Source organism: Novosphingobium indicum, assembly GCF_014645195.1.
GTDB lineage: Bacteria > Pseudomonadota > Alphaproteobacteria > Sphingomonadales > Sphingomonadaceae > Novosphingobium > Novosphingobium indicum.
This window is the reverse complement of record NZ_BMLK01000012.1, coordinates 14379-40462: the sequence shown is the minus strand read 5'-3', so window position 1 is coordinate 40462 and position 26084 is coordinate 14379. Positions and strand designations below refer to the sequence as shown.

The 26084-nt window shown below is 65.3% G+C and carries 26 protein-coding genes and 1 riboswitch; of the genes, 9 read left to right on the top strand and 17 right to left on the bottom strand.

Annotation, left to right across the window (positions count from 1 at the left end):
• Window positions 1-16 precede the first annotated feature (16 nt).
• Window positions 17-379 carry an ACT domain-containing protein gene (locus tag IEX64_RS13440; RefSeq protein ID WP_229710312.1) on the top strand — a complete coding sequence of 121 codons (363 nt, stop codon included), beginning with the start codon at window positions 17-19 and terminating at the stop codon, window positions 377-379.
• Window positions 380-489: 110 nt separating this feature from the next.
• Here the strand turns inward: IEX64_RS13440 and IEX64_RS13435 are convergent, their stop codons facing one another.
• Window positions 490-792, bottom strand: coding sequence for a GIY-YIG nuclease family protein (locus IEX64_RS13435; protein ID WP_188820349.1), 303 nt, complete (start codon window positions 790-792; stop codon window positions 490-492).
• A gap of 181 nt (window positions 793-973) precedes the next feature.
• Between IEX64_RS13435 and IEX64_RS13430 the strand changes: the two genes are divergently transcribed.
• Complete coding sequence (locus IEX64_RS13430; protein ID WP_188820183.1) at window positions 974-1174, top strand: DUF1737 domain-containing protein; 201 nt, start codon at window positions 974-976, stop codon at window positions 1172-1174.
• Between the two features lie 140 nt (window positions 1175-1314).
• On the opposite strand, the gene IEX64_RS13425 is transcribed toward IEX64_RS13430, so the two are convergent.
• The 8 genes from IEX64_RS13425 to IEX64_RS13390 all read right to left on the bottom strand — a co-directional run bounded on the left by IEX64_RS13425 (window position 1315) and on the right by IEX64_RS13390 (window position 11672).
• Complete coding sequence (locus tag IEX64_RS13425) at window positions 1315-1740, bottom strand: VOC family protein (protein ID WP_188820182.1); 426 nt, start codon at window positions 1738-1740, stop codon at window positions 1315-1317.
• Window positions 1741-1840: 100 nt separating this feature from the next.
• Window positions 1841-3238 (bottom strand): dihydrolipoyl dehydrogenase, encoded by a 1398-nt coding sequence (gene lpdA / locus IEX64_RS13420; RefSeq protein ID WP_188820181.1) that lies wholly within the window; start codon window positions 3236-3238, stop codon window positions 1841-1843.
• 121 nt (window positions 3239-3359) lie between these two features.
• A complete protein-coding gene (odhB, locus tag IEX64_RS13415; RefSeq protein ID WP_188820180.1) occupies window positions 3360-4592 on the bottom strand; it encodes a 2-oxoglutarate dehydrogenase complex dihydrolipoyllysine-residue succinyltransferase in 1233 nt (410 codons plus the stop codon).
• An 8-nt stretch (window positions 4593-4600) separates the two neighbouring features.
• A complete protein-coding gene (locus IEX64_RS13410; RefSeq protein ID WP_188820179.1) occupies window positions 4601-7453 on the bottom strand; it encodes a 2-oxoglutarate dehydrogenase E1 component in 2853 nt (950 codons plus the stop codon).
• A 188-nt stretch (window positions 7454-7641) separates the two neighbouring features.
• Entirely contained in the window at window positions 7642-8532 is an 891-nt protein-coding gene (gene sucD / locus IEX64_RS13405) for a succinate--CoA ligase subunit alpha (RefSeq protein WP_188820178.1), read from the bottom strand.
• Window positions 8533-8653: 121 nt separating this feature from the next.
• Window positions 8654-9616, bottom strand: coding sequence for a malate dehydrogenase (mdh, locus tag IEX64_RS13400; protein ID WP_188820177.1), 963 nt, complete (start codon window positions 9614-9616; stop codon window positions 8654-8656).
• 376 nt (window positions 9617-9992) lie between these two features.
• A complete protein-coding gene (locus tag IEX64_RS13395) occupies window positions 9993-10352 on the bottom strand; it encodes a hypothetical protein (RefSeq protein WP_188820176.1) in 360 nt (119 codons plus the stop codon).
• A 162-nt stretch (window positions 10353-10514) separates the two neighbouring features.
• Window positions 10515-11672 carry a cell wall hydrolase gene (locus IEX64_RS13390; protein WP_229710304.1) on the bottom strand — a complete coding sequence of 386 codons (1158 nt, stop codon included), beginning with the start codon at window positions 11670-11672 and terminating at the stop codon, window positions 10515-10517.
• Window positions 11673-11860: 188 nt separating this feature from the next.
• Window positions 11861-12062, top strand: a riboswitch (cobalamin riboswitch).
• A 95-nt stretch (window positions 12063-12157) separates the two neighbouring features.
• Between IEX64_RS13390 and IEX64_RS13385 the strand changes: the two genes are divergently transcribed.
• The 4 genes from IEX64_RS13385 to IEX64_RS13370 are packed head-to-tail and all read left to right on the top strand — an operon-like array spanning window position 12158 to window position 16669.
• Complete coding sequence (locus IEX64_RS13385) at window positions 12158-13972, top strand: TonB-dependent receptor plug domain-containing protein (RefSeq protein WP_188820175.1); 1815 nt, start codon at window positions 12158-12160, stop codon at window positions 13970-13972.
• Window positions 13969-14970, top strand: coding sequence for an ABC transporter substrate-binding protein (locus IEX64_RS13380; RefSeq protein ID WP_373290151.1), 1002 nt, complete (start codon window positions 13969-13971; stop codon window positions 14968-14970). Before IEX64_RS13385 ends, IEX64_RS13380 begins: the two co-directional genes overlap by 4 nt.
• The gene (locus IEX64_RS13375; protein ID WP_188820174.1) at window positions 14967-15932 is read left to right on the top strand and encodes a FecCD family ABC transporter permease; all 966 of its coding nucleotides are present in this window, start codon (window positions 14967-14969) and stop codon (window positions 15930-15932) included. The genes IEX64_RS13380 and IEX64_RS13375 overlap by 4 nt, the downstream gene beginning before the upstream one ends.
• Window positions 15929-16669 (top strand): ABC transporter ATP-binding protein, encoded by a 741-nt coding sequence (locus tag IEX64_RS13370; RefSeq protein WP_188820173.1) that lies wholly within the window; start codon window positions 15929-15931, stop codon window positions 16667-16669. Before IEX64_RS13375 ends, IEX64_RS13370 begins: the two co-directional genes overlap by 4 nt.
• A gap of 260 nt (window positions 16670-16929) precedes the next feature.
• Here IEX64_RS13370 and IEX64_RS13365 read toward each other — a convergent pair whose 3' ends face one another.
• From IEX64_RS13365 to IEX64_RS13350, 4 genes are all read right to left on the bottom strand, one after another.
• A complete protein-coding gene (locus IEX64_RS13365; RefSeq protein WP_188820172.1) occupies window positions 16930-17376 on the bottom strand; it encodes a hypothetical protein in 447 nt (148 codons plus the stop codon).
• A gap of 189 nt (window positions 17377-17565) precedes the next feature.
• The gene (locus IEX64_RS13360; protein ID WP_188820171.1) at window positions 17566-19737 is read right to left on the bottom strand and encodes a M3 family metallopeptidase; all 2172 of its coding nucleotides are present in this window, start codon (window positions 19735-19737) and stop codon (window positions 17566-17568) included.
• A 247-nt stretch (window positions 19738-19984) separates the two neighbouring features.
• Window positions 19985-20149 carry a hypothetical protein gene (locus IEX64_RS13355; protein WP_188820170.1) on the bottom strand — a complete coding sequence of 55 codons (165 nt, stop codon included), beginning with the start codon at window positions 20147-20149 and terminating at the stop codon, window positions 19985-19987.
• Window positions 20150-20202: 53 nt separating this feature from the next.
• Window positions 20203-20625 (bottom strand): Rrf2 family transcriptional regulator, encoded by a 423-nt coding sequence (locus IEX64_RS13350; protein ID WP_188820169.1) that lies wholly within the window; start codon window positions 20623-20625, stop codon window positions 20203-20205.
• Window positions 20626-20740: 115 nt separating this feature from the next.
• Here IEX64_RS13350 and IEX64_RS13345 point away from each other — a divergent pair, with 115 nt between their 5' ends.
• Together IEX64_RS13345 and IEX64_RS13340 are read left to right on the top strand one after the other, a co-directional pair.
• Complete coding sequence (locus tag IEX64_RS13345; RefSeq protein WP_188820168.1) at window positions 20741-21187, top strand: globin domain-containing protein; 447 nt, start codon at window positions 20741-20743, stop codon at window positions 21185-21187.
• 71 nt (window positions 21188-21258) lie between these two features.
• Window positions 21259-21465 (top strand): FmdB family zinc ribbon protein, encoded by a 207-nt coding sequence (locus tag IEX64_RS13340; protein WP_188820167.1) that lies wholly within the window; start codon window positions 21259-21261, stop codon window positions 21463-21465.
• 50 nt (window positions 21466-21515) lie between these two features.
• Here the strand turns inward: IEX64_RS13340 and IEX64_RS13335 are convergent, their stop codons facing one another.
• Window positions 21516-22079 (bottom strand): septal ring lytic transglycosylase RlpA family protein, encoded by a 564-nt coding sequence (locus IEX64_RS13335; protein ID WP_373290155.1) that lies wholly within the window; start codon window positions 22077-22079, stop codon window positions 21516-21518.
• Window positions 22080-22190: 111 nt separating this feature from the next.
• On the bottom strand, window positions 22191-23870 hold the full coding sequence (locus IEX64_RS13330) for a M28 family metallopeptidase (RefSeq protein WP_188820165.1): 1680 nt from the start codon (window positions 23868-23870) through the stop codon (window positions 22191-22193).
• 141 nt (window positions 23871-24011) lie between these two features.
• Between IEX64_RS13330 and IEX64_RS24445 the strand changes: the two genes are divergently transcribed.
• Window positions 24012-25019 carry an N-acetylmuramidase domain-containing protein gene (locus IEX64_RS24445; RefSeq protein WP_229710296.1) on the top strand — a complete coding sequence of 336 codons (1008 nt, stop codon included), beginning with the start codon at window positions 24012-24014 and terminating at the stop codon, window positions 25017-25019.
• An 18-nt stretch (window positions 25020-25037) separates the two neighbouring features.
• Here IEX64_RS24445 and IEX64_RS13310 read toward each other — a convergent pair whose 3' ends face one another.
• Entirely contained in the window at window positions 25038-25439 is a 402-nt protein-coding gene (locus IEX64_RS13310) for a hypothetical protein (RefSeq protein WP_188820164.1), read from the bottom strand.
• 70 nt (window positions 25440-25509) lie between these two features.
• Window positions 25510-25770 (bottom strand): hypothetical protein, encoded by a 261-nt coding sequence (locus IEX64_RS13305; RefSeq protein ID WP_229710290.1) that lies wholly within the window; start codon window positions 25768-25770, stop codon window positions 25510-25512.
• Between the last annotated feature and the right edge of the window lie 314 nt (window positions 25771-26084).

The window sequence follows — 26084 nt, the reverse complement described above, 5'->3', positions numbered from 1 at the left end:
CAGAGACGGTGCGGCGATGATCGCGGGGATGAATCCCCGGCTCGATCTGCAGCCCTACGTCTTCTGTACCGGCGGTACGCCCCATGCCGAGGCGCTGGCCAGCTTTCGCGAGGACGAGGGGCTCAGCCAGATCCTGCCCTTCGATGCCGCGCACGAGGCGGGGTACGACGTGTCGTTGCCGATGTCGCGCATCGTGCTCGAAGTCCACTCGGCGCTCGAGGGCGCCGGCCTTACCGCTGCAGTATCAAGGGCGCTCGACCGGGCAGGCATCGCGTGCAACATGGTCGCGGCCTATCACCACGATCATGTCTTCGTGCCGCAGGGCGATGCGGACCGGGCGCTCGGTGTGCTGAAGCGGTTGCAGAGCGAAAAAGCGTGACACTGCCACTGTTCGTCATTGCGAGGAGGCAAAGACGACGAAGCAATCCAGAGTGGGCGCAAACCACCTTTGGGGCGTTCGCGTACCTTTCATAATAGCGAAAGTGGGCACTACGGCTGGCACAATTCCTCGAACAGATCGTGCCATTGCGGGTTGGCGGTCTCGATCAACGCAAGCTTCTTCTTGCGGGATCCGCCCTTGATCTGCTTCTCGCGCGTAATGGCATGTTCCATCGTCGCGTGCAGTTCGAACCATACCAGTCGTTTGCACTCGTAGCGCTTGGTGAACCCGGCCACCACGCCTTCGCGATGCTCCCATGCCCGCTCGGGCAACCAAGACGTGACGCCGACATACAACGTCCCGTTTCTTGCACTCGCCATAATGTAGACAGCCGGTTGAAAGTCGCGCCGCATCGCTCTGGATTGCTTCGTCGCTGCGCTTCTCGCAATGACGAAGGAGGTTAAATCTTCGTCACCCTGTTCGTTATTGCGAGCGACCAAAGTCGCGTGGCACCCAGCAGCGGTATACGCCCCCTTTTTTGGAATGCTTTGCCTGCGTCTCGCAATGATGAAACAATGGGTATAAGACTTCGCCATGTACCAGACCCCCGAAGACCGCCCCATCTACCGCCTGTTGACCGGCAAGGACGACCGCGCCTTCTGCGATCGTGTGTCCGAGGCGCTGGAGCAGGGCTGGCGGCTCTATGGCTCGCCCACCATCAGCTGGGATGTCGAGAACAACTGCATGAAGGCGGCGCAGGCCGTCGTCTGGCACGAGGCCGACGTGGTGAAGTGAGCGGGTAAGGCTGCCGCAAGCAAGTGCAGGCCGGTATCAAACTCCGCTCACCCTGAGCTTGTCGAAGGGTAGGTTCCAGCGCTGCGCCAGCGTCCTTCGACAGGCTCAGGACGAGCGGAGGCTTTTGGGCCGCCGCCTCGTTAATCCTGCGCGAACAGCTGACCAAGGTCCGCAAAGGCCTTCATCTCGATGGCGTTGCCCGAAGGATCGCGGAAGAACATCGTTGCCTGTTCGCCCGGCTGTCCCTTGAAGCGGATATAGGGTGCTATCCCGAAGGCTACGCCCGCGGCCTTGAGCCGTTCCGCCAGCGCTTGCCAGTCGGCCATGTCCAGCACGATCCCGAAATGCGGCACGGGAACGCCGTGGCCGTCGACCGGATTGACCGCCGCATCGGCGCCACTCATTCCCGGCACCAGATGCGCGACGATCTGGTGGCCGTAGAAGTCGAAGTCGACCCACTGCGCGCTGCTGCGCCCTTCCGCGCACCCCATCAGCCCGCCCCAGAACGCGCGCGCGGCGTCCAGATCATGGACCGGGAAGGCGAGGTGGAAGGGGCGCAGGGTCATGCTTCGGCAGGCTCAGGATGAGCGGAGGTCGTGTTTGCACAGGACCGCCCGCTCATCCCCAAACCCCGCTCATGCTGAGCTTGTCGAAGCATCAGGAGCCTCAGATGTGGATCGGCTTGCCCGTTACCGCCATCGCCGCTTCCTTGATCGCCTCGGAGTGCGTCGGGTGGGCGTGGCAGGTGTAGGCGATGTCTTCGCTGGTGGCGCCGAATTCCATGGCCTGGGCTGCCTGGGCGATCATCGTGCCGGCGACCGAGGCGATGCACCATACGCCGAGCACGCGGTCGGTTTCGGCATCGGCGATCACCTTCACGAAGCCGTCGGGCTCGTGGTTGGTCTTGGCGCGCGAGTTGGCGAGCATCGGGAACTTGCCGACTTTCACCGCGCCGCGTTCCTTGGCGGCTTCCTCGGTGAGGCCCACGCCGGCGAACTCGGGCTGGGTATAGACCACGCCCGGGATCACGTCGTGGTTCACGATGCCGGTCATGCCGGCGATGTTCTCGGCGACGGCGAGGCCTTCGTCCTCGGCCTTGTGCGCGAGCATCGGGCCGGGGATGACGTCGCCGATGGCCCAGACGCCGTCCACCTTGGTGGCGAAATCGTGGTCGGTTTCGATCTGCCCGCGCTGGTTCAGCTCAAGCCCGATCTTGTCGAGGCCGAGACCATCGACATCGGGACGGCGGCCGATCGCGACGAGTACGACATCGGCATCGATGGTTTCCGCGTCGCCGCCCTTGGCAGGCTCGACCGAGACCTTGGCCTTCTTGCCCTTGACCTCGACGCCGGTGACCTTGGTGCCGAGCTTGAGCGTCATGCCCTGCTTCTTGAAGATCTTGGCCGCTTCCTTGCGCACATCCATGTCCATGCCGGGCAGGAGCTGGTCAAGGAATTCGACGACGGTGACTTCAGCACCCAGACGGCGCCAGACCGAGCCGAGTTCCAGACCGATCACGCCGCCGCCGATGACGACCATCTTCTTGGGAACCGAGGACAGCTCCAGCGCGCCGGTGGAATCCACCACCACGCCCTTGGCATTGTCGATCTCTACGCCGGGCAGGGGGGTGACCGAGGAGCCGGTGGCGATCACGATGTTCTTGGCCGAGTAAGTCTTGCCGTCGACCTCGACGGTATGGGCATCCTGGAACTGGGCATAGCCCTTGAGCCAGTCGACCTTGTTCTTCTTGAACAGGAACTCGATGCCGCCGGTCAGGCCCTTCACCGCGTCCTTGCGCTGGCCCTGCATGGTGTCGAGGTCGAGCTCGGGCTTCACCTTGATGCCCATGCTCGCCATCGCGCCATTGGCGGCCGCGTCGAAGTACTCCGAAGCGTGGAGCAGCGCCTTCGAGGGGATGCAGCCCACGTTGAGGCAGGTGCCGCCGAGCGTCGCGCGCCCTTCGGCGCAGGCGGTCTTGAGACCAAGCTGCGCGGCGCGGATCGCCGCGACATAGCCGCCGGGGCCGGCACCGATGACAAGGACGTCGTAATCGTAATCAGCCATTCTAGGCCTCCGTTCCAACGTGCTTCGACAAGCTCAGCACGAGCGGATTTGGGTATTCAAGCAACAAATCCCACCCCGCTCACCCTGAGCTTGTCGAAGGGTGGGCAGAGCGGAACGTAAATCAAAGGTCGATCAGCAGGCGCGTGGGATCCTCGATCGCTTCCTTGATGGTCTTGAGCGCGGTCACGGCTTCGCGGCCGTCGATCAGGCGGTGGTCGTAGCTGAGCGCGATGTACATCATCGGCTTGATCACGATCTCGCCGTTGCGCACGACCGGGCGGTCCTCGATGCGGTGCAGGCCGAGCACGGCGCTCTGCGGCGGGTTGATGATCGGGGTCGACATCAGGCCGCCGAAGACGCCGCCGTTGGAAATCGTGAAGGTGCCGCCCTTCATGTCTTCCATGGTCAGTGTGCCTTCCTTGGCCTTCTTGCCGAAGTCGGCAATGGCCTTCTCGATGCCGGCGAAGCCCAGCTTGTCGCAGTCGCGCACGACGGGAACGACGAGGCCGTTAGGGGCCGAAACCGCGATCGAGATGTCGATGTAGTCGTGATAGACGATTTCCTCGCCGTCGATCTGCGCGTTGACCGCCGGGATGTCCTTGAGCGCCAGCACCGAGGCCTTGGCGAAGAAGGACATGAAGCCGAGCTTGATGCCGTGCTTCTTGGCGAAGACATCCTTGTACTTCTCACGCGCTTCGATGACGGCGGACATGTCGACGTCGTTGAAGGTGGTGAGCAGCGCGGCGTTGTCCTGCGCGGACTTGAGGCGCTTGGCGATCGTCTGGCGCAGGCGCGTCATCTTGACGCGTTCCTCGTTGCGGCCCGCCGCCGGGGCGGCAGCTACGGCGCTTGCTGCCGGAGCCGGCGAGGCCGACTTGTTCTTGGCCGCCGCGATCACGTCGTCCTTGGTGATGCGACCATCCTTGCCGGTGCCCTTGATGGTCGAGGGATCGATTCCGTATTCGAGCACGGCGCGGCGCACCGCGGGCGAGAGAACGGCGGCGCCACCGGGCGCATCGTCGCTGCTCGCGGCCGGGGCAGGCGCGGGGGCCGGAGCCGGAGCCGGAGCATCGGACTTCGCCGCGGCTTCCTTCTTGGGCGCCGGGGCGGAGCCCGAACCTTCCTCGATCGTGGCGATCAGCGCGCCGACGGTGACGGTGTCGCCTTCGGCGGCGATCTGCTCGCCCATCACGCCGTCATGGGGGGCCATGACGTCGATGGCGACCTTGTCGGTCTCGAGGCTGGCGATGGGTTCGTCGGCAGCGACGGCTTCGCCGGGCTGCTTGAGCCACTGGCCGATGGTGGCCTCGGAGACGGATTCGCCGAGCGTGGGGACCTTGACTTCGGTGGACATGATTTATCTCAAGCCTTCTGCTTGCGACGGAGTTCGGAACGAACGGAAAGGTGCAGCGCGTCGGCCACGAGCGCGGCCTGTTCGGAAACGTGCCGCTTGGCGAGGCCGGTAGCCGGCGATGCCGAGCCCTGACGGCCGGCATAGCGCGGACGCGGGGCTTTCACTCCGGCTTCCTTGGCGGCTTCCTCGATCTGCGATTCGACGAAGAACCAGGCACCGTTGTTGCGCGGCTCTTCCTGGCACCAGACGATTTCCTCGAGGTTCTTCATGCGCGAAAGGCGCAGGGCCAGCGGTTCGCCCGGGAACGGGTAGAGCTGCTCGAGGCGGATGATCTGGGTATCGTCGATCTCGTTCTGGTCGCGCGCCTCGAACAGGTCGTAGGCGACCTTGCCCGAGCACAGGATGACCTTCTTGGTATCCTTGTCCTCCGGCGCCTTGGGGTCCGAGAGAATGCGGAAGAAGTGGCCTTCGCCCACGAAGTCGTCGGTCTTGGACTTCGCCATCGGATGGCGCAGCAGCGACTTCGGCGTCATGATGACGAGCGGCTTGCGGAACGGGCGGTGCATCTGCCGGCGAAGCACGTGGAAGTAGTTCGACGGCGTGGTGATGTTGCAGACCTGGATGTTGTCCTGCGCGCAGAGCTGCAGGAACCGCTCCAGACGGGCCGAGGAGTGCTCGGGGCCCTGTCCTTCGTAGCCGTGCGGCAGCAGCAGCACGAGGCCGTTGGCGCGCAGCCACTTGGCTTCGGACGCGGCGATGTACTGATCGATGATGATCTGCGCGCCGTTGGCGAAGTCGCCGAATTGCGCTTCCCACAGAACCAGCGTCTTAGGATCGGCACTGGCGTAGCCGTATTCGAAGCCGAGCACGCCGTATTCGGACAGCGTCGAGTTCAGGACTTCGAAAGTGCCGTGGGGCAGGGTATCGATCGGCGTGTACTTGCGCTCGTCCTTTTGGTCGACCCAGACGGCGTGCCGCTGCGAGAAAGTACCGCGTTCGCAGTCCTGGCCGGACAGGCGCACGCCGTAGCCCTCGGAAACGAGGCTGCCGAAGGCGAGCGCTTCGGCGGTCGCCCAGTCGAAGCCTTCGCCCGACGAGAACATCTCGCGCTTGGCATCGAGCACGCGGCTGAGCGTCTTGTGGACGGTCAGGTCGTCGGGGACCGTGGTCAGCGTGCGGCCGAGGCTGTCGAACAGCTTGGCCTCGATGCCGGTGTGCACGTTGCGGCGCGCGCTCTCGGGATCGGCCGGCTTGTTGAAGCCGCTCCACTGCCCGCCGAACCAGTCGGCATGGTTGGACTTGTAGGTCTTCGCAGCCTCGAATTCCATTTCGAGGTAGTCGTTGAAGGCCTTTTCCGTCTCCGGCAGGAACGTGTCGTCGATCACGCCTTCGGCCTTGAGGCGTTCGGCGTAGATCTTGCTGACCGGCGGATGCTTCTTGATCTGCGCGTACATCAGCGGCTGCGTGAAGCTGGGTTCGTCGCCTTCGTTGTGGCCGAAGCGGCGATAGCACCACATGTCGATGACGATGTCGCGGCCGAAGGTCTGGCGATAGTCGATCGCCAGCTTGCAGGCGAAAGTCACGGCTGCCGGGTCGTCGCCGTTGATATGCAGGATCGGCGCCTGAACGCCCTTGGCAACGTCGGTCGGATAGGGCGAGTTGCGCGCGAAGGCCGGCGAGGTGGTGAAGCCGATCTGGTTGTTGATGACGAAGTGCAGGCAGCCGCCGGTATTGTACCCGGCCACGCCCGAAAGGCCGAAGCACTCCCAGACCACGCCCTGTCCGGCGAAAGCGGCGTCACCGTGGATCAGCACCGGCAGCACCTGCTTGTGCTTGGCGCCGGGGCCGATGTCGTCGCCGATATCGTCGTGGATCGTCTGGTAGGCGCGGACCTTGCCGAGCACCACCGGGTTCACGGTTTCGAGGTGGCTGGGGTTGGGCATCAGGCTCATGTGAACCTTGATGCCGTTGAACTCGCGGTCGGTGGAGGTGCCGAGGTGGTACTTCACGTCGCCCGAACCGCCCACGTCCTCGGGGTTGGCGGTGCCGCCCGAGAACTCGTGGAAGATCACCTTGTAGGGCTTGCCCATCACGTTGGCGAGCACGTTGAGGCGGCCGCGGTGGGCCATGCCGTAAACGATCTCGCGCACGCCGAGCTGGCCGCCGTACTTGATCACGGCTTCGAGTGCGGGGATCATCGATTCCCCGCCATCAAGGCCGAAACGCTTGGTGCCGACGTACTTCTTGCCGAGGAACTTCTCGTACTGTTCGCCGCGCACGACGGCCTGAAGGATCGCCTTCTTGCCTTCGGGGGTGAACTCGATCTCCTTGTCGGCGCCTTCCATGCGATCCTGCAGGAAGCGGCGCTCCTCGACATCGGCGAGATGCATGTACTCGAGGCCGACCTTGCCGCAGTAGTTCGCGTGCAGGATCTGCACCAGCTCGCGCACGGTCGTCCATTCGAGGCCGAGGTTACCGCCGACATAGACGGGGCGGTCCTGCGCGGCACCGGTAAAGCCGTGGTATTCGGGCGTGAGGTCGGCGGGAAGCTTGCGCTGCGAAAGGCCGAGCGGGTCGAGATCGGCAGCGAGGTGACCGCGCACACGGTAGGTGCGGATCAGCATCATCGCGCGGATGGCATCGGCGGCCGCTTCGTCGATGCGGGACTGATCGACTTTGCCGCCGCCCTTCGCGGCTGCCTTGGCGATTTCCGTCTTGAGCGCGGTGGGATCGAGGCCCTGGGTCCAGTCGTCCTCGAACTCGGCGCCGACGCGGGGCCAGTTGCTACGCTGCCAGCTGGGTCCGGCCTGTACTTCGTCGAGGCCCACGTCCGGCGTGAAATCCATATTCTCGTTGCCCATAGGAATTACCTTTCGCGCGTCGGAGCCATGCGTCCGCCGCATTTGAGCAATCTAGTTTCGGACTTCGGGTTCCCAGGGAGGAAGGACCGCAAGCCCGCAGGGGAAGTGGTGTCGTTGCACCTTATGGTTATTGTCCGGTGGGGCGCGGATGGGGCATTTCCCCTAGGTCCGCGCCCCGCCGGAGGAAATCAGACGGTTTCCTTGAGGACGTCCACAAGGGTTTCGCCCAGCAGCGAGGGCGAGGGGCTGACACGGATGCCGGCCTCTTCCATCGCCGCGATCTTGTCTTCGGCGCCGCCGGAGCCGCCCTGGACGATAGCGCCGGCGTGACCCATGCGGCGTCCCGGAGGAGCCGTACGGCCCGCGATGAAGCCGACCATCGGCTTCTTGCGGCCACGCTTGGCTTCGTCCTTGAGGAACTGCGCGGCTTCCTCTTCGGCCGAGCCGCCGATTTCGCCGATCATGATGATCGACTTGGTCTCGTCGTCGGCGAGGAACAGCTCGAGCACGTCGATGAAGTTCGTGCCGTTGACCGGGTCGCCGCCGATGCCGACGGCCGTGGTCTGGCCCAGGCCCGCGTTGGTGGTCTGGAACACGGCTTCGTAGGTGAGGGTGCCCGAGCGCGAGACGACGCCGACCGAACCCTTCGAGAAGATGTTGCCGGGCATGATGCCGATCTTGCACTCACCGGGGGTGAGCACGCCGGGGCAGTTCGGGCCGATGAGGCGCGACTTCGAGCCGGTGAGGGCGCGCTTGACGCGAACCATGTCGAGCACCGGAATGCCTTCGGTGATGCAGACGATCAGTTCCATCTCGGCATCGATCGCCTCGAGGATCGAGTCCGCGGCGAACGGCGGCGGAACGTAGATGCACGAAGCGGTCGCGCCGGTCTTGGCCTTGGCTTCGGTGACGGTGTCGTACACGGGCAGGCCGATGCACTCGGTTCCGCCCTTTCCGGGGGTGACGCCGGCAACCATCTGCGTGCCGTAATCGAGTGCGGCCTGCGTGTGGAACATGCCGGTCGAACCGGTCATGCCCTGCGTGATGACCTTGGTATTCTTGTCGACGAGAATGGACATGGGATTTTCCTGTTCCTGATCTTGGAAACAGCCGGTGAAGGCTGGGGAGGCACCAAGCAACTATTCGCTTCCCGCGACACTGGCCTTACGAGGAGGCCGGCATCGCGGGATCAGATTGGCCTCAGGCCAGCGAGCTGTCGATGCCCTTGCAGGCAACCAGCAGTTCCTTGACCGCATCGATCGAGACCTGAAGGCCGGCCTTGGCCTTCTCGTCGAGGTCGATTTCGATGACCTGCTCGACGCCCTCGGCGCCGATCATGACGGGCACGCCGACGTAGAGGCCGTCGACGCCGTACTGGCCGGTGAGGTGCGCGGCGCAGGGCAGGATGCGCTTCTGGTCGCCGAGGTAGCTTTCAGCCATGCTGATCGCCGAGGCGGCCGGAGCGTAGAAGGCCGAACCGGTCTTGAGCAGGCCGACGATTTCGCCGCCACCGCTTGCGGTGCGCTTGACGATGGCGTCGATGCGCTCCTGCGTCGAACGGCCCATCTTGATGAGGTCGGGAACGGGGATGCCCTTGACGGTCGAGTACTCGACGATCGGCACCATGGTGTCGCCGTGGCCGCCGAGAACGAACGAGGTTACGTCGCGGACCGAAACGCCGAATTCCCAGGCGAGGAAGGTCGAGAAGCGGGCCGAGTCGAGCACGCCGGCCATGCCGACGACCTTGTTGTGGGGCAGGCCCGAGAATTCGCGCAGCGCCCAGACCATCGCATCGAGCGGGTTGGTGATGCAGATCACGAAAGCGTCGGGGCAGTTGTCGCGGATGCCTTCGCCGACCGACTTCATCACCTTCAGGTTGATGCCGAGCAGGTCGTCGCGGCTCATGCCCGGCTTGCGGGGCACGCCGGCGGTGACGATCACGACGTCGGCGCCTGCGATGTCCTTGTAATCGTTGGTGCCGGTGATGAAGGCGTCGAAGCCTTCGACCGGGCCGCACTGCGACAGGTCGAGTGCCTTGCCCTGGGGAATGCCTTCGGCGATGTCGAACAGAACGACGTCGCCCAGTTCCTTCTGCGCGGCGAGGTGCGCGAGCGTACCGCCGATGTTGCCTGCGCCGATAAGGGCAATCTTCTTACGAGCCATGATGCGTGCGTGTCCTTCCCAGGGCGGGATTGCCGGACTTCAAGGCGGCCTGCTCCATCCCGCAAAGGCAGGCGCCGATGTTGCAGAGCGGGCCCTACGCCCCTCAAACCGACATTGCAACCGCCAAACGCCGCATTTACCCGCTAGTACGACGTATTTAAATGATAATAGTTCGCAATTGCAAGTAAAGCGTGCGAGATAGGCCTTTTCTGGCCAGTAGAAGCCTTGTCCGGCTGGTGCCAGGCCTCGTGGTGGACTGCTTTTTCCAATGAATTCGCTATGCGCACAAGGCTGTGGCACGCGATTCGTCGCACGCATGGCGCGGCTGCCCCGGCAAAGGCCGGAGCAAGCCACGTCTCGGGTGTGGGGTAGCCCGTTACCCTTCGCGCGAGAAGGCGCGGGCGCAGGCAGTGGCCATGCGGCGGTCGAGATGGCGGCAGATCGCTAGCCAGTGCTCGCGTGCTTCCCTATCGCCGCGCCTATCGGCCTGTTCTGCCTCGCTTCGGGCTTGCGCCGCAGCGCCGAGGCCGAAGCGGCCGAAATGGCGCAGGGCTTCGGACAGCAGATGGGGATCGTGCTGCGGGGTGGCACGAATACGGGTCCGCGCGCAGGCCGCATCGTGCAGGGCCATCGTGCGCCGGTTGTCGTTGGCCGCACCCAGGGGGGCGGAAGGGCATAGCGCCCGGGTGATCGCGGGTGTTGCGCCACCCCAGGCAGCCGCAAAACGGATTGTCATGGTCGGGGGGCTCCAATCGTATGTCGCTGCATCGTGACCTGTAGGTAGCCGGCAAGGCGCTAAGCATTGATGATCGGCTTTGGTTGCCTGATCGTTCATCACTTCAATGCGGGGTTCTACGTGGCCGGGGCGCTGTAATCGTTTGAAATTCGCGCAGCCGATTCAGCTGCCCGGCTGCGCAATCCAGCGTCCCGAGTTGGCGAACTCGGGCTTGATGCCATGGGCAGGGGGCAGGTTCCTGCCCTGATACATCGCATCGCCGCCACGCTCGCGCAGGGCGCTGGTGTAGGCGGGCGTTCCGATCGAAGCGGCAGCGGCAATCGTGCCCTCGGGCTGGGCCTTGAGCTGCTCGACCGAATCGAAAGCGCGTTGCACGGTCACCGGATCGAGCGAGGGGTCCGGTTCGCTGATCAGGCTGCGGGCGTGCGGGCGGGCGGCGGGCTCGCCGCCGACATAGGCGAAGCGGAACGCGGCGGGCTTACCGGCCGGGCCGTTGAAGCTGTAGAAACGGTGTTCGCCGATCGTGCCGAGATAGTGCAGGCTCGGCGCCCAGTAGGGGCGGACCTGAACCGTATGATAGTGAGTCGCGAGGCCGACGGGGGCATAGACGGCGCCTGTCAGCGCCTGCCGGGCCACGGTCTTGGCGCGGTCCCAGAACAGCTGCGAGGGCCTGCGGGCGAGCGAGCCGTCGCAGGTGAACGAGAACTGGCAGCCGGTGGACCGCTCGGACCCTTCGTAGACGACGCCGCAAACCGTGTTCGGATAGGCGGGGTGCGCCACGCGGTTGAGCACGACCTGGGCGACCGCGCGCTGGCCGGCTTCGGACTCGCTGGCGGCTTCATAGTAGATGGCGGCGGTCAGACACTGCTGCGCGCGGGTGCGGTCGACGCCGGAATTGTCGATTTGCATCGGCTTGGCGACAGGGCCGTCGCCGAGCGTCGGGCCGGAGGGCTTGTCTTCGGCATCGGAGTGGATGCCTTCGCCTACTTGCAGAACCGGCTTTTCGATTTCCAGGTAATAGAAGGCCGAACCGGGGAAGCTCGCGCCGGCCTTTTCGAAGGGCATCGGTTCCACCGGCGTTTCGGTGGCCACGGCATCGGCGATCTGGAAACGATCCCAGCCTTGCGGTGCGGCGAAAGCGGGGAGGGCGACAGCTGCAAGCGCGGTGGCGCCCAGCGTCCAGCGCTTCTTGGCCCGGGCCTGGCGCGGCGCGTGGTCCATGCGCAGGGCCTTGCGTTCGAAACGGGCAGTGAAATCGCACGGGCGCTCTTCGCTCCAATCGGCCCAGACCGGGTCAGATGTGAGGATGGCAGAGGGCACTCGCTTCCTTTCGCAGCGTCGAGGCGCATGGACGCAGGCATTTAGCTAACCCGACTCGAAAGCCGCTGCATCCCGGCATTCCGCGCCGTCCCTGTGTGGGACAGGGTGGCCGGATAGGCTTAATCACTTAAGAATTCGCTTTAGCCATGCGGGGGGCGTTACTTGCCAAACCCGCAACGGCGCATTATCGGCGCGGCCACGTCATGGGTTGTCCGGCGCTTCGCAAGAGGGGCCGGGCCGAAGAGGGAAGTCGGCTAAATTCCGGCGCTGCCCCCGCAACTGTGACCGGGGAGTCCGCACTCCACATGCCACTGGCCGCGAATGGGCTGGGAAGGCGAGCGCGGGCATCGATCCGGGAGCCAGGAGACCTGCCCGAGACGGTCGTTCCGCGCCGGGCGGGGTGTACCGGAATGCAGCGAGACACGCGTCGAAGACGCGCGTCCTCCGCCATGAACGGCATTTCGTTCAAGGTTCGGAGTCTGCTTATGAAATACCTGTATCTGCTTGGTGCCGCGCTTGTGGTCGGTACGCCCGCCATGGCGGCGGACAAAGACCCTATCGTCGTGACTGCAACGCGCGAGCCGACGCCCGTCACCCGGATCGGCCAGTCGATCAGCATCATCACCCGCGACGAGATCGAACGCACGCAGGCGACCACCGCCACCGACGTGCTTTCGCGTGTGCCCGGAGTATCGGTGACCAACTCGGGCGGCTTCGGCCAGCCTTCCAGCGTCTTCATCCGGGGTGCGGACAACGCGCAGAGCCTCGTGCTGATCGACGGCGTGCGCATCAACGATCCGGGCGATGTCGGCGGCGGTTTCGATTTCGGCGCGCTCACCATAGGTCAGTTCGACCGGGTGGAAGTGGTGCGCGGTTCGGCCGGCGTGATCTGGGGCAGCCGCGCCATCGGCGGCGTCATCAACTTCATCACCAAGCGCCCCACCGAGCAGTGGCACGGGCAGGCGCAGGCCGAATACGGCTGGCGCGACCGCAAGCAGGTCGGCGCATCGGCCGCCGGGATGCTTGGCCCCGTCGGCCTGACGTTTGGCGGCAACTGGCTGAAGGGCGACGGCTACTCGGCCTTCAACGAGCGCCGTGGCGGCACCGAGAAGGACGGTTTCGAAAGCAGGAGCGCCAATGCCCGCGCCGAAGTGGAACTGACGCCGGGCCTTTCGGTCGATGCCGGCGGCTACTGGACCAAGGCTAACTACGATTACGACGGTTTCGGTGCCGATGCGCTCAATGTCGGTCTCAAGCGTGATACGCTGGGCTATGCCAATGTGCGCTATAATGGCCTCGACGGGCGCCTTTCCGCGCGCCTCGGCTATGGCCTGACAGACACTCGCCGTATCTCCGACGATGCGGTTTGGGGGCCCTATGAGACCAACGGCAAGGTCGAGCGCTTCGAAGGGCAGGCCTCGTTCGCGCCGGTCGAGCTGATTTCCGTGCTGGTCGGTGCGGAGACCGAGAAGCAGACGTTCGATGACAACTACGGATCGCAGGATTCGACCTCGATCGACAGCGTCTACGGCAACCTCACGCTGCACCCGCTGGCGGGGCTGACCCTCAACGGCGGCCTGCGCTATGACGACAATTCGGACTTCGGCGACAAGACCACTTTCGCGGCCAACGGCGCCTGGGTGATCGGATCGGGCGTCGATGCCCCGGTGCTGCGCGCCAGCTATGGCGAGGGCTTCAAGGCACCGTCGCTCTATCAGCTCTACACCAATGCCGGTTTCCGCGCACTCGATCCGGAAACCTCCAAGGGGTGGGATGTCGGCATCGAGCAGCCCTTCGCCGAAGGCACCGGCCGCTTCACGCTGACCTACTTCGACCGCAAGACGAAGAACCTCATCGACTACGACTTTGCTAACTGGAACTACTACAACGTCGGGCGCGCCCGCGCGCAGGGCGTGGAACTGGGCATGCAGGTGGCGAACTGGAACGGCTTCGACGTGAACCTGTCCTACACCTATCTCGACGCGACGGACGAGACCACCGGCGCACGGCTGGCGCGGCGGCCCAAGTCGAACTTCTACGCCAGTCTCGACAAGGCCTGGGATCTCGGTCTGCGGCTCGGCGCGGACCTGCGCGTGGGCGGCGGGCGCTATGACGACATGGCCAACAGCCAGTATGTCGATGGTCACCTCGTCGTCGGCCTGCGCAGTGCCTTTGCCGTGACCGATAACATCGAGGTCTATGGCCGGGTCGAGAACCTGTTCGACGAGCACTACGAAGTGGTGCGGACCTATGGCACCCCCGGCCGCTCGGCCTATGCCGGGGTGCGGGTGAAGATGTGACCTTGCGCCGTCCTTCGCCGTCCCCGCGCAAGCGGAAGGGGCCGGATCTCGGCACTGTGCTGTGGATCGGGCTCCTTGTGCTCGCGGGGATGGCGTTGGCGGGGTGTGCCGTGGAAGCGGACACCCCGGCGCGCGAGGTGAAGCGGCCGACGATCGTCTCGCTCAATCCGTGCAGCGACGCGGTGCTGGCTGAAGTGGCGGCCCCCGGCCAGCTGCTGGCGGTCTCGCACTACAGCCACGACCGCGCTTCCGCCTCGATGGACGTCGATCTCGCCCGGCGCTTCCCGGCCACTTCGGGATCGGTGGAGGAAGTGGCCGCGCTGGACCCGGACGTGGTGGTGGCGGGCAGCTTCCTCGCCCCCGCCACGCGCCAGGCGCTCGACGACCTGGGTATCCGGGTGGTGACCATGACGATGCCGGCCGATATCGCAACCTCCGAAGCGCAAGTGCGCGCACTGGCGGATCTCGCGGGCAATCCGCAGGCGGGCATGGCGATGATCGGTCGTATCGAAAGCGCCATGGCGCAGAGCGCTGCGCCTGCCGGTCATGCGCCGGTGCCTGCGCTGGTGTGGGAATCGGGCGGGATCGTAGCCGGCGACGGCACGCTGATCGCCGATCTTCTCAAGCACGCGGGCTTTGCCAATGGCGCGGCGGCGCGCGGGCTGTCGCAGGCGGACTTCCTGCCGCTCGAGCGCGTGCTGGCCCAGCCGCCCCGGGTGATCTTCGCGGTGGGCAATCCGCAGTCGCAGGAAGACCGCATGTTGCGCCATCCCGCGCTCTCGGCGCTGGACGGCACCGTGCGCAGGCCGCTCGACAGTTCGCTGCTATGGTGCGGCGGTCCGACCATTCCGCGCGCGCTCGAAAGGCTGAGCGGGGTCCAGCGCGGGCTGGCCAAGCGTGCTTCGACAAGATCTGCCCGAGCGGAATCCGCGACCGAACCTCCCCCGCTCACCCTGAGCCTGTCGCAGGGTGTCGGCGCCACGGGGCAGCAGCGGTGAACCAGCGTCTCATCCTGATCCTGCTGCTGGCCATCGCCGTGGCCGTGCCGCTCTCGCTGCTGGCGGGCAGGGTCTGGATCGATCCGCTGGTACCCGAAACGCGCAATGCCTCGGTGATCCTCATGCAGCTTCGCCTGCCGCGCGCGGTGCTGGCGCTGGTGCTCGGTGCCGGGCTGGGCGCCGCCGGGGCGGCCATGCAGGGGTTCCTGCGCAATCCGCTCGCCGATCCGGGCCTGTTCGGCATTGCGCCGGGCGCGGCGCTGGGTGCGGTGCTCAGCTTCTGGACCGGCTATGCCGCTTCCGCCTACCTGCTGCCTGTCTTCGCGCTGGTCGGGGCAGGCGGCGCGATGGCGCTGCTGGCGCTGATCGCCGGGCGCGAAGGCGGGGTGGCGCTGTTCACGCTTGCCGGCCTGATGATCTCGAGCCTTGCGGGTGCGCTGATGAGCCTTGCCATCAGCCTTTCGCCCACGCCCTTTGCCATGAGCGAGATCGTCACCTGGCTGATGGGCACGCTGGCGGACCGTTCATGGCGCGAGGTCTGGATCGCCACGCCGTTCACGCTCGCGGGCATCGGCGTGCTGGTGCTGGCCGGGCGCAGTCTCGATGCGCTGACGCTGGGCGAGGCGGCGGCGCGTTCGCTCGGCGTCGACCCGCGCCGCCTGCAGGCGCTGATGATCGCCGGGATCGGCCTCACTGTCGGCGCGGGTGTCGCAGTCGCGGGGATCATCGGTTTCGTCGGGCTGGTCGTGCCGCATCTCGTGCGCCCGCTGACCGACCGGCGGCCAAGCTCCCTGATTATCCCGAGTGCGCTGGCCGGGGCGCTGCTGCTGCTGGTCGCCGACTGCCTTTGCCGCATCCTGCCGCTCGCGGGCGGTGAACTGCGGCTCGGCATCGCGCTCAGCCTTCTCGGCGCGCCGTTCTTCCTGCACTTGCTGCTCAAGATGCGCAGGGGGCTGGCATGAGCCTGCAGGCCTGCGATCTCGGCGTAAAGGGACGGCTGGAAGAACTGACGCTCGCACTGAACCTGGGCGAGATCACCGCGATCTGCGGCCCCAACGGCGCAGGGAAATCCACGCTGCTCTCGTGTCTTGCGGGATTGCTGAAGGCGGATACGGGGCACGTGGCGCTCGATGGGGAATGGTTGGGGCGCCTGCGTCCTCAGGAGCGCGCCCGCGCTTTGGGCTACCTGCCGCAATCGCCCGAAGTCGCCTGGGACGTGTCTGTCGAAGTGCTGATCTCGCTGGGCCGCTTGCCCTGGCGCGGCGCGCCCGCCACGGAGGCGCAGGCCGCCATCGACGCGGCCATTGCCGCGATGGATCTGGAAGACTTCCGCCACCGCCCGGTCTCGCAGCTCTCCGGCGGCGAGCGCGCGCGGGCGCTGATGGCGCGGGTGCTGGCGACGCGGCCCGGATGGCTGCTGGCGGACGAGCCGCTGGCCAATCTCGACCTCGGCCATGCCGCCGCGCTGGTGCACCGCTTTCGCGAGCAGGCCGCTGCAGGCAGGGGTGTCGTGCTGGTGCTGCACGACCTGTCGATGGCGATGAACCATGCCGACCGGGTGGTGGTGCTCGATCGCGGCCGTCTTGCCGCCGATGGTCCGCCCGTACAGGCGCTGTCCGAAGACGTGATCGCCCGCGTGTGGGGCTGCCCCGCGCGCTGGCTGGGAGAGCCGGGCGCACGGGCCCTGTCGGTGGGTTAGCTCAAGTGCGCATTGATATATGAATGAATGGCCGCCCGTGGAAGGCTGCTAGCGGGGGCGCAGCGGCGGGAAAGTCGGAGGAAGCGGCCATTCGCCTTCCGGGTGCGGACGGCAATTAGGGGTGGCGAGCTGACATATCCACATACACTCCGCTCATGCTGAGCTTGGCGAAGCATGGCAGCCGCAGCGCCAAGCCTTGGGGCCTTCGACAGGCTCAGGCTGAGCGGAACTGAAGGGGCTGATTTGGGTGGGAAGCAGACCTAGCTGATCCCTTCGGCGAGGGCCGCAGCCGCCACTGTTGCGTCGTATTGGGATCGAGCAAACATGAATGGGCCAAAGCCTGTGTAGTCCCGCTTCGGGCGATGTGGTTGGGCGAAGCGATCCCAGATGACCACTTCATTGTCTGCCTGCACGTGAGCGATGAGTGGCCAGCAGCCCGCGTCCCCACACTCGCAGAACAAGGCGTAGATTTCACCTTTTTCCTCGCCCTCAATGGGGCCTTCTTTTCCCAGAAAGTAGGAGGGCAGCGGACCTAAATTGAAGTGCCAAGGCACGATTCCTCCGTATCCGCCAGCAGGGTCGTTGTGTCCATTCTCACGTTCGAAATCGGCGACAAGATCGGCGAGCCGCAGCCTATCGATACAGGGCATCAAAATCGCCCCACCTCCATTATTGCGCTCGATTTCGAAGGTAAGAGTATGAAGCATGTGACGGGCTTTTACGTCCCTCATAATGTCCGAAAAGGGGCGTGTGCTGCCACTAAGCAAAACGGCAGCAAAGTCGGCGCATCCGGAACGGCAGCTATTGCGCTGAACTGTGCCAATGTAGCCGCACGCAAACGCCCCTGAGGAGTTCCCCTCCTGCCCTTGATGCGGGCAGGAGGGGATACTTTGGCCTTACTTGCCGCCGGCCAGGCCGCGCGCTTCGAGCATCGGCTCCAGTTCGGGATCGTGGCCGGTGAAGTTATGGTACATCACCGAGTAATCCTTGCTGTGGCCCTGGCCGAGGAAGGTCGAGCGAATGTGGTCGCCGTTGGCGCGGGTCATGCCGCCGTTTGCTTCCACCCAGGCCCAGCCGTCGTGCGCCAGCATTTCGGTCCAGATGTAGGAGTAGTAGCCGGCCTGATAGCCGTTGCTCCAGATGTGCCGGAAGTAGGGCGTGCGATAGCGCGGCGGGATCAGCCCGGTTTCGAGGCCGTTGGCCTTCATGCCGTCCAGCACCTTGGCTTCAAAGGCCATCGGCGCCTGGCTGGCCTGCTCGGGATCGAGCGTGTGCCAGTCCATGTCGAGCATGGCGGCCTGCAGCGTCTCGCCGAAGGACAGGCCCTGGTTCCACTTCGCCGCAGCCTCGATCTTCTTCATCAGCGCGTCGGGGATGGTCTCGCCTTCAGCATTCTTGGCGAAGTGCTGGAGCACCGGGGGAACCGTCGCGAAGTTCTCGTTGAACTGGCTGGGGAACTCCACGAAGTCGCGCGCCGTCTCCGTGCCCGAAAGCGAGGGGTACTTCTGGCTGGCAAAGATGCCGTGCAGCGCGTGGCCGAACTCGTGGAACATCGTCGTCACGTCGTCCCAGGTGGCGAGCGGCTCCTGGCCGTCGACCGGCGGGGCGACGTTGAGCGTGTTGTGGATCACTGGCTTGTCGCCCGTCAGGTTCGACTGTTCGACGAAGTTGCCCATCCAGGCACCGCCCTGCTTGTTGGGGCGGGCATAGGGGTCGAAGTAGAACAGCGCCAGTTCGCTGCCGTCCTTGTCGAACACCTCGTAGACGCGCTGCGTCGGGTGGTAGACGGGGATGTCGGTGCGGCGCTTGAAAGTGATGCCGTAAGTCTGGGTTGCGGCGTAGAAAACGCCGTTTTCCAGCGTGTTCCAAACGTTGAAGTATGGCTTGATCTGGGCGTCATCCAGATCGTACTTCGCCTTGCGCACCTTCTCGGCATAGTAGCCCCAGTCCCAGGGCTCCAGCTTGTCGATGCCGTCGGCCTTGGCCGCTTCGGCCAGGATACCGGCTTCGCGCGACTGGGTGGAGCCGAGCGCCGGGACGAAGCCGTTCATGAACTCCTGCGCCTGCTTGGGCGAGGTGACCATGCGGTCGTACATCTGGAACGTGGCGAAGTCGGGCAGGCCGAGGAGCTTGGCCTTGTTGGCGCGCAGCGTCGAAAGCTCGTTGACGATCGCGGTCGTGTCGAACTCGCCGCCGTGCGAGGTGCGGTTCACGCTCGCTTCGAACAGCTTCTTGCGGCTGTCGCGGTTGGAAAGCTGCGAGAGCGCGGGCTGCTGCGTGGTGTTGCTCAGCGCCAGCACATACTTGCCCGCCATGCCACGGTCGGCGGCGCGCTTGGCGGCAGCGGTGATGTCCGCATCGGAAAGACCCGCGAGCTGGTCCTTGCTGTCAAAGACGACGGCGGCGGCATCGGTGCCGGCGGTCAGCTTCTGCGAGAACTCGGTTTCCAGTGCGGCGATGCTCTGGTTCATGTCCTTGAGCTGGGTCTTCTGGGCCGGGTTCAGCTCGGCGCCGCGGTGGACGAACTTGGCATAGGTCGTCTTGAGGAGCATCGCGTCCTCGCCGGTCAGCGCCTTGCCTTCGGCGCTGTCGTGGACGGCCTTCACGCGCTGGAACAGCTTGTCGTTCAGGTAGATCCGGTCCTTGAGCGCTTCGAGCTTGGGCGCCATCGCCGTATCGACCGCATCGAGCGTGTCGTTGGTGTTGGCGCTCACAAGCTGGCTGAACACGTTCTCGACGCGGGAAAGCAGGCTGCCGGCGCGTTCCATGGCAACCACGGTATTCTCGAACGTCGGCGGCTCGGCGTTCTCGGCAATGGCTTCGATCTCGGCCTGCTTGGCGGCAATTCCGGCTTCAAGCGCGGGCTGGTAGTCGCTGTCCTTGATCGTCGAGAAGTCGGGTGCGTGGAAGGGCAGGGTGCTTTCCTGCGCGAAGGGGCCCGAATAGGCCGGGGTTGCCGCCGTGCTGGCAGGCGTTTCCGCTTCAGCAGCCACGCTTGCGCATCCACTCGCCAGGGTTGCCGCGACGACCAGAGGGGCGGCTGCGGCCAGGAGCCGGGTTTTCATCATTATGTTCTCCAGGGCTGCGGCAGCCTGGGGGCGCGAACGGGGCATTCGTGCTTGCGACATGAAAGGCTGCCGGGGTGATCATTGGCGCTGTTTGAAACCGAGAAGTTCGCTCATTGCAAGGGATGGAACGCGCTTTGCCAGAGGGTTTCCCGGGGCCGCCGGTCTGCGTTAAAAACGAAAAGCGGCCGCCAGCCGCCGCGCAAACAAATTACGCAGCGCCAACGGCCGTCTTGCTGGAGATGCAGCGTCAAGGCTTGCGGAAATGTCCGTGATCCCAGATGCGCATGTCCTCCTGCGCCGAGTCCGCGTGTTCGCGCACATATTCCTTGCGCTCGCGATCGAAGATCAGCGAACCGGTCGAGTGGCGTCCGGCACGGCTGCGGCGGAAGGGGATTTCTGCTCCGATATTCATGGGATTCCTCCTCTCACGGGAGGAAAACGCGAAAGACGGTGCAAAGTTCCCGGTCAGGCCGGGAGCATCGGCAGGCGGGAGGTCGCGGCGGCATCGGCCAGCGTTCTCGCATCTAGCCGGGCCAGAAAGGCATCCATCGCGTCGCCGAGAATGGCGGTCAGGCCGCAAGTGCTGCGCAGCAGGCAGTTGGCGCAATCTGCGGGAGCAAGGCAAGGCTCGGTCAGCCGCACGACGTCGCCCAGCCGGATACTGTCTGCCGGCTGGCCCAGCCGAAACCCGCCGCCGCGCCCGCGCACGGTCTCCAGCAGCCCGGCATTGGCTAGCAGGTTGACCACTTTCATCGCGTGATTGCGCGAGATCGCGTGGGCCTGCGCCACCTCCGCGATCGACAGCAGGCCTTGCGGGTTCTTCTGCGCGAGCAGGGCGGCGTGCAGCAGGATGCGCAGCGCGTAATCGGTGTGCGCGGTGAGGCGCAAGGCAGGTCTCCTGTGTGGTCCGCATTGGACCGGCTTTATGATGCATTCAGTTTACATGTTTAAGGGTGTGTGTATAGATGCATTCGAATCGCATCTTTAATGGGAGGACTACCGAATGGCCGCACCGCTTTCCGAACAGACCGTTGCCATCGTCAAGGCGACCGCGCCCGCCTTGCAGGAGCATGGCGTCGCCATCACCACGCGCATGTACGAGCGCCTTTTCGTGGACGAGGACATCAAGGCGCTGTTCGATCAGGCCGCGCAGGAATCGGGCGAACAGCCGCGCCGTCTGGCCGCCGCGATCCTCGCCTATGCCCAGAACGTCGACAAGCTGCAGAACCTCGACGCACCGGTGCGCCGCATGGTCGAACGGCACGTCGAGACCGGGGTGAAAGCGGAGCACTACCCCTATGTCGCCAATGCCCTGCTGCCTGCCATCCGCGACGTGCTCGGCGATGCCGCCACCGACGAAGTGCTTGCGGCCTGGGGCGAAGCCTACTGGTTCCTCGCCGATATCCTGATCGCCAAGGAAGCCGCGCTCTACGAAGAGCAGGCCGCCTGAGCACCGCGCCGCATACTGGCACGCTTCTCGCATCGTCCTCCCTGTCCGTCCGCTTGCGACAGGGAGGCCCGATGCCGTTCTATGAATTCCATTGCCCGGACTGCGTTGCCGATTTCGAACTGCTGATGCGGTCCGACGACACGCCGGTCTGCCCGACGTGTGGCAGCACTGCCGTCAACCGCCTGATTTCGCGGGTTTCTCCGCCCGGTAAGTCCAAGAGCATCATGGCATCGGCGCGGGCGCAGGCGAAGCGGGAAGGGCATCTCAGCAACTTCTGAAAACCTCTCCGCAGGCAATGTCGTATTCACGACATTGTCGGGCCGCGCTGTCAGCGCGGGCCCACGCCGCGCGCGAATTGCGCCTGAAGGTTGGCCAGCGTCCGGCCCTTGACCGGCGACAGCTTTTTCGCGGCATCGCCCTTGCGCAGCCGCTTGCGATCTTGCTCCGAAGGCTGGACCACGCGCACCCGCACCGCCGCCTTGCCCTTCGCCCGCACGCCGAGCAGCTCGGCCGCGCCCTTGGACAGATCGATGATCCGCGAACTGCTGGCAAAGGGCCCGCGGTCGTTGACCCGCACCAGAATGCGCTCCCCGGTATCGAGCGCGGTCACCTCGACATAGGAAGGCAGCGGCAGCGTGCGGTGCGCGGCGGTGATCCAGTCGGGCCGGAACTTCTCGCCATTGGCGACCTGGTTGCCGGACTCGTTGCCGTACCACGTCGCGTAGCCCAGCATGTCGTAGTGCGGATCGGCCGCCGGCGTATAAGTCACCCCGCGCACGGTGTAGGGCGGGCCGATCCGCACCGGAATATCGCTGACCGGCCGGTACCTCGTGCCGCCCCCGCAAGCGGAGAGGGCGAGGGCGAGCACCGCGATGGTCGTCAGCCTCCCCAATCCCGTTCGTGTCGAGCGAAGTCGAGACACGGGTGCGCGGTATTGAAGTGTCTCGACTTCGCTCGACACGAACGGCGAGACACTGGGTGAAGCGACCGCAGACATAGGTGGTTAGTCCCGCACGTCCGCGCTCTTGTCGCGGATCGCCTTGAACTCGGAGCCGGCCTTCCATTCGGGCCAGCGGCGTGAGTTCGCCAGTTCGTCGCCGATGGTGCCGATCAGGTCGATGTCCTGCACCGCGCCTGCCATGTCCCAGTCTTCCGACCAGGCATCGCAGGCCTGGTGGTAACAGTTGCCGGTATAGGCATCAATCCACGCCTGTCCGGCCTTCGTTCCGCCCTCTTTCAGGTCGGCCGCACCCGCGATGCCCATCAGCAGCATCACCGGCACCCCGCGCTTGGCGAAGGAGAAGTGGTCGGCGCGGTAGAACAGCCCGCGCTCGGGCAGGCTCTCGGGCGTTACGGTGCGCCCCTGCGTCGCTGCGACGCGCGCCATGTCGTCCTCCAGCGTGTCCTGCCCCTTGCCGACGAGCACCACGTCGTTGGCCGCGCCCGCGGTCTGCAGGATGTCGATGGCGAGGTTGGCGACGGTCTTGTCGAGCGGATAGACCGGGTTGGAGGCATAGTATTCCGAGCCCAGCAGCCCGCGCTCCTCGGCGGTCCATGCCGCGAATACGACGCTGCGCTGCGGCGGCGGACCGGCCTTCATGACCCGTGCGATATCGAGGATGCCGGCAATGCCCAGCGCGTCGTCGTTCGCGCTGGCGCGGTAGATGCGGCCCTGCGCGTCGGGCTCGCCCTTGCCGTAGGCATCCCAGTGCGCGCCGAACATCACCACTTCATCGGGGTGCGAGGTGCCGGGAATGCGGCCGAGCACGTTGTGGCTGGCGATTTCCTCGTGCTTCACCGGCACATCGGCATCGAACGTCACGCCCTCGAGCGGCACCGGCCTGAAGCTCGCCTTGCGCGCCTCCTTGCGTAGTCTGGACAGATCCAGCCCGGCATCGGCGAAGAGCGTCTTGGCCGCATCGCCCGAAATCCAGCCCTGCAGCTTGAGCGTCGTCAGCTCGTCGGGCTTGCGGACGATGTCGTAGTTCTCGCCGCCCGGGCTCTTCACGACGTTCCAGCCATAGCCTGCGGCTTCGGTTTCATGGACGATCAGCGCGCCGACCGCGCCCTGCCGGGCGGCTTCCTCGAACTTGTAGGTCCAGCGGCCGTAATAGGTCATCGTCCGCCCGCCGAACTTGCCATAGGGCGCTTCGCCCTTGGCCGCGGCGAAATCGGGATCGTTGACGAGAAAGACGACGACCTTGCCCTTCAGGTCCGCGCCCTTGAAATCGTCCCATCCGCGCTCGGGCGCATCGACGCCGTAGCCGACGAAGACTACCGGCGCCTTGCTGATTACCGCCTCGTCGTCCGGGCGCACGGTCGAAACATAGATGTCCTTGGTCTGCTCGACCGGCATGGCGCCCTTGGGCGTGGCAAAGGCCATCGTCCTGGCGGGCTGCAGCGCGGTGTGAAGCAGCGGCACGGTCTGCACCCATTGCCCGTCCGGGCCTGCCGGTTCGAGCCCGGTGTCCTGCATGCGGGCAATCAGGTAGCCGATGGTGCGTTCCTCGCCCGTAGTACCCGGCGCGCGGCCTTCGAAGGTATCCGACGCGAGCGTCTTCACGTCCTCGACGATACGGTCGGGATCTACCGAAACCTTTGCCGAAACGGGGGCTGCCGCGACCGCGAGCAGGGCTGGGGCGATGAAAGCGGGTGCGAACCGAAAAGATAATTTGCGTGTCATGCCCGTATCCTAGGCGCCGAGCCGCCGGAAGCAAGGCGTCAGGGACAAGGTTGGCGTTGACGGCACCCGGCGATGACCTAAACTGCGCTGCAATCACATACGGGCCGCACATTGTCTGACCACAGGCGAGAGGAGGCCCCTATGCCGAATGAATTCACCGGCGATCCTACACCCTTATCCCAGACCGATTTCGAAGATGCCGCGCGTGAGCTGGGATGCAGCGTCGCCGCCGTCAAAGCTGTGGCCTTCGTCGAAAGCGCGGGCGACGGTTTCTTCTCAGACGGGCGCCCGAAAATCCTGTTCGAACGGCATATCTTCCACCGGCAGACGGGCGGGCGCTTCAGCGCGCAGCATTCGGATATCTCTTGGGCATCGGGCGGCGGCTATATCGGCGGCACGCGCGAATACGACCGGCTGACACGCGCCATCGCCCTCGACCGGGAAGGCGCGCTCAAGTCCGCGAGCTGGGGCAAGTTCCAGATCATGGGCTTCAACCACGAAGTCGTGGGCTTTGGCGATGTCGAAAGCTTCGTGGCCGCAATGGTCTCGGGCGAGCCGGCGCAGTTGAAGGCCTTCTGCGCCTTCATCAAGAGGAACGGTCTGGCGGACGAACTGGTGCGGCTGGACTGGGAAGGCTTCGCGCGCGGCTACAACGGGCCCAGTTTCCGCCGCTTCAAATACCACACGAAAATGGCGGAAGCCTATGCGCTCTATTCGGGCGGCGGTTCGCGGACCGACAATCCCACCCCGCTGCTGCGGATCGGCGACCGGGGGCAGGCGGTTATGCATCTGCAGGAACTGCTCGGCATCGTCACCGACGGCGATTTCGGTCCGGCGACCAAGGCTGCCGTCGTCGCCTTCCAGCAGGAGAACGGCCTCTATGGCGACGGCATCGTCGGCCAGCAGACCTGGGCCGTGTTGCTCGCGCAAAGCGACAACCAGGAGCCCGAACCCGCCCGTGCCCGCCCGCCCTTGCGCTATGGCGATGAGGGCGAGGACGTGAAGTACCTGCAGGAATGCCTGGAGATCACCGCGGACGGCGATTTCGGCCCTGCAACGAAGGCGGCGGTCATCGCCTTTCAGCAAAGCAAGGGACTGGTCGCCGACGGCATCGTCGGCGCCAGGACCTGGGCGGCGCTGCTGGACTGAGTCCGGCGCTCGGCAGCGCTACCGCGGAGGGCAAAGAGTGCGGTCGCCCCGCTTGCAGGCGGCGACAACTTGCTCCCACGCGGCATAGTCGGCGCGGTATTTGGCGACCACCTCGCGATGCTTCTCCATCGCGGTCTCGTAAGCGGCCTTGTCGCGTTGCGCCTGCATCTGCGCTGACTGCACTGCCTGGTCATGCGCGGCCTGACTGGCTTCATTGGCGGCAAGCTGTTCCTGAGCAAGCCGGGCCTGCTCCAGATTGAGTTCCTTGCGCCGCGCAACCGGATCGCCCGGTTCAGGTCCGGCATCGATCGGCTGGGCCTGCGTACGAGCCGAAGCAGGTACAATTGCCGGCAGCCCGGCACAGGCCAGAACGGCGCCGCAAAGCGCGGTAGCGAGGAAAGGTCGGCGTATCCGGAGCATGACGGCACCTCCACAGAATTACCGTCTGTAGAGTAGGCCATTGCGGGTCGTGGCGGCAAGCGTGGATTGGTTAGCGCGCGCACCGCTCGTAATAGCCCGCGCGGCAGGCGGCGACGTCGCGGTGCCAGTCGGCCATGGCGGCTTCGTAGTCGCTGCGGGCATCGTTGTAGGCCTGCTGGTCGGCTTCGTGGCGGTTGTCGGCCCTGGCGGCGCGATGGGCTTCCCAGCCACGGGCATATTCCGCATCGCGTTCGCGGACGTGGGCGAGCTGGTCTTCGTTGAGCCGCTTGATGATGGCCTTGTCGCGCGCGCGGGCCTCCGCCGAGCGCATCGACGGATCCCTGGGATCGTCTGCACGTGCGGGTGCTGACCCCATTGTTACAGCAAAAGCCAGCGCGCAAAGCGCGGGCGTGAAATGCGATACCCTCATGTTTTCCCGGTCCCTTTGTCCCTTCGGCGCGACCTGAAACGTATTCGCGAAACCTTTGCAAAGGCCTTGCGACGAAGCGTTAAAGTCGCGGTAGGAATGGAAGCAGGGCACCTTCGGGCTGCTCGGGCATTGTCTTGAGGGCGCTGGCGCATATCTAGAGGGTAACCTCCCGGCGCCCGCTTGATTGGCGCGAACAAATCTGGAACATACGCTCC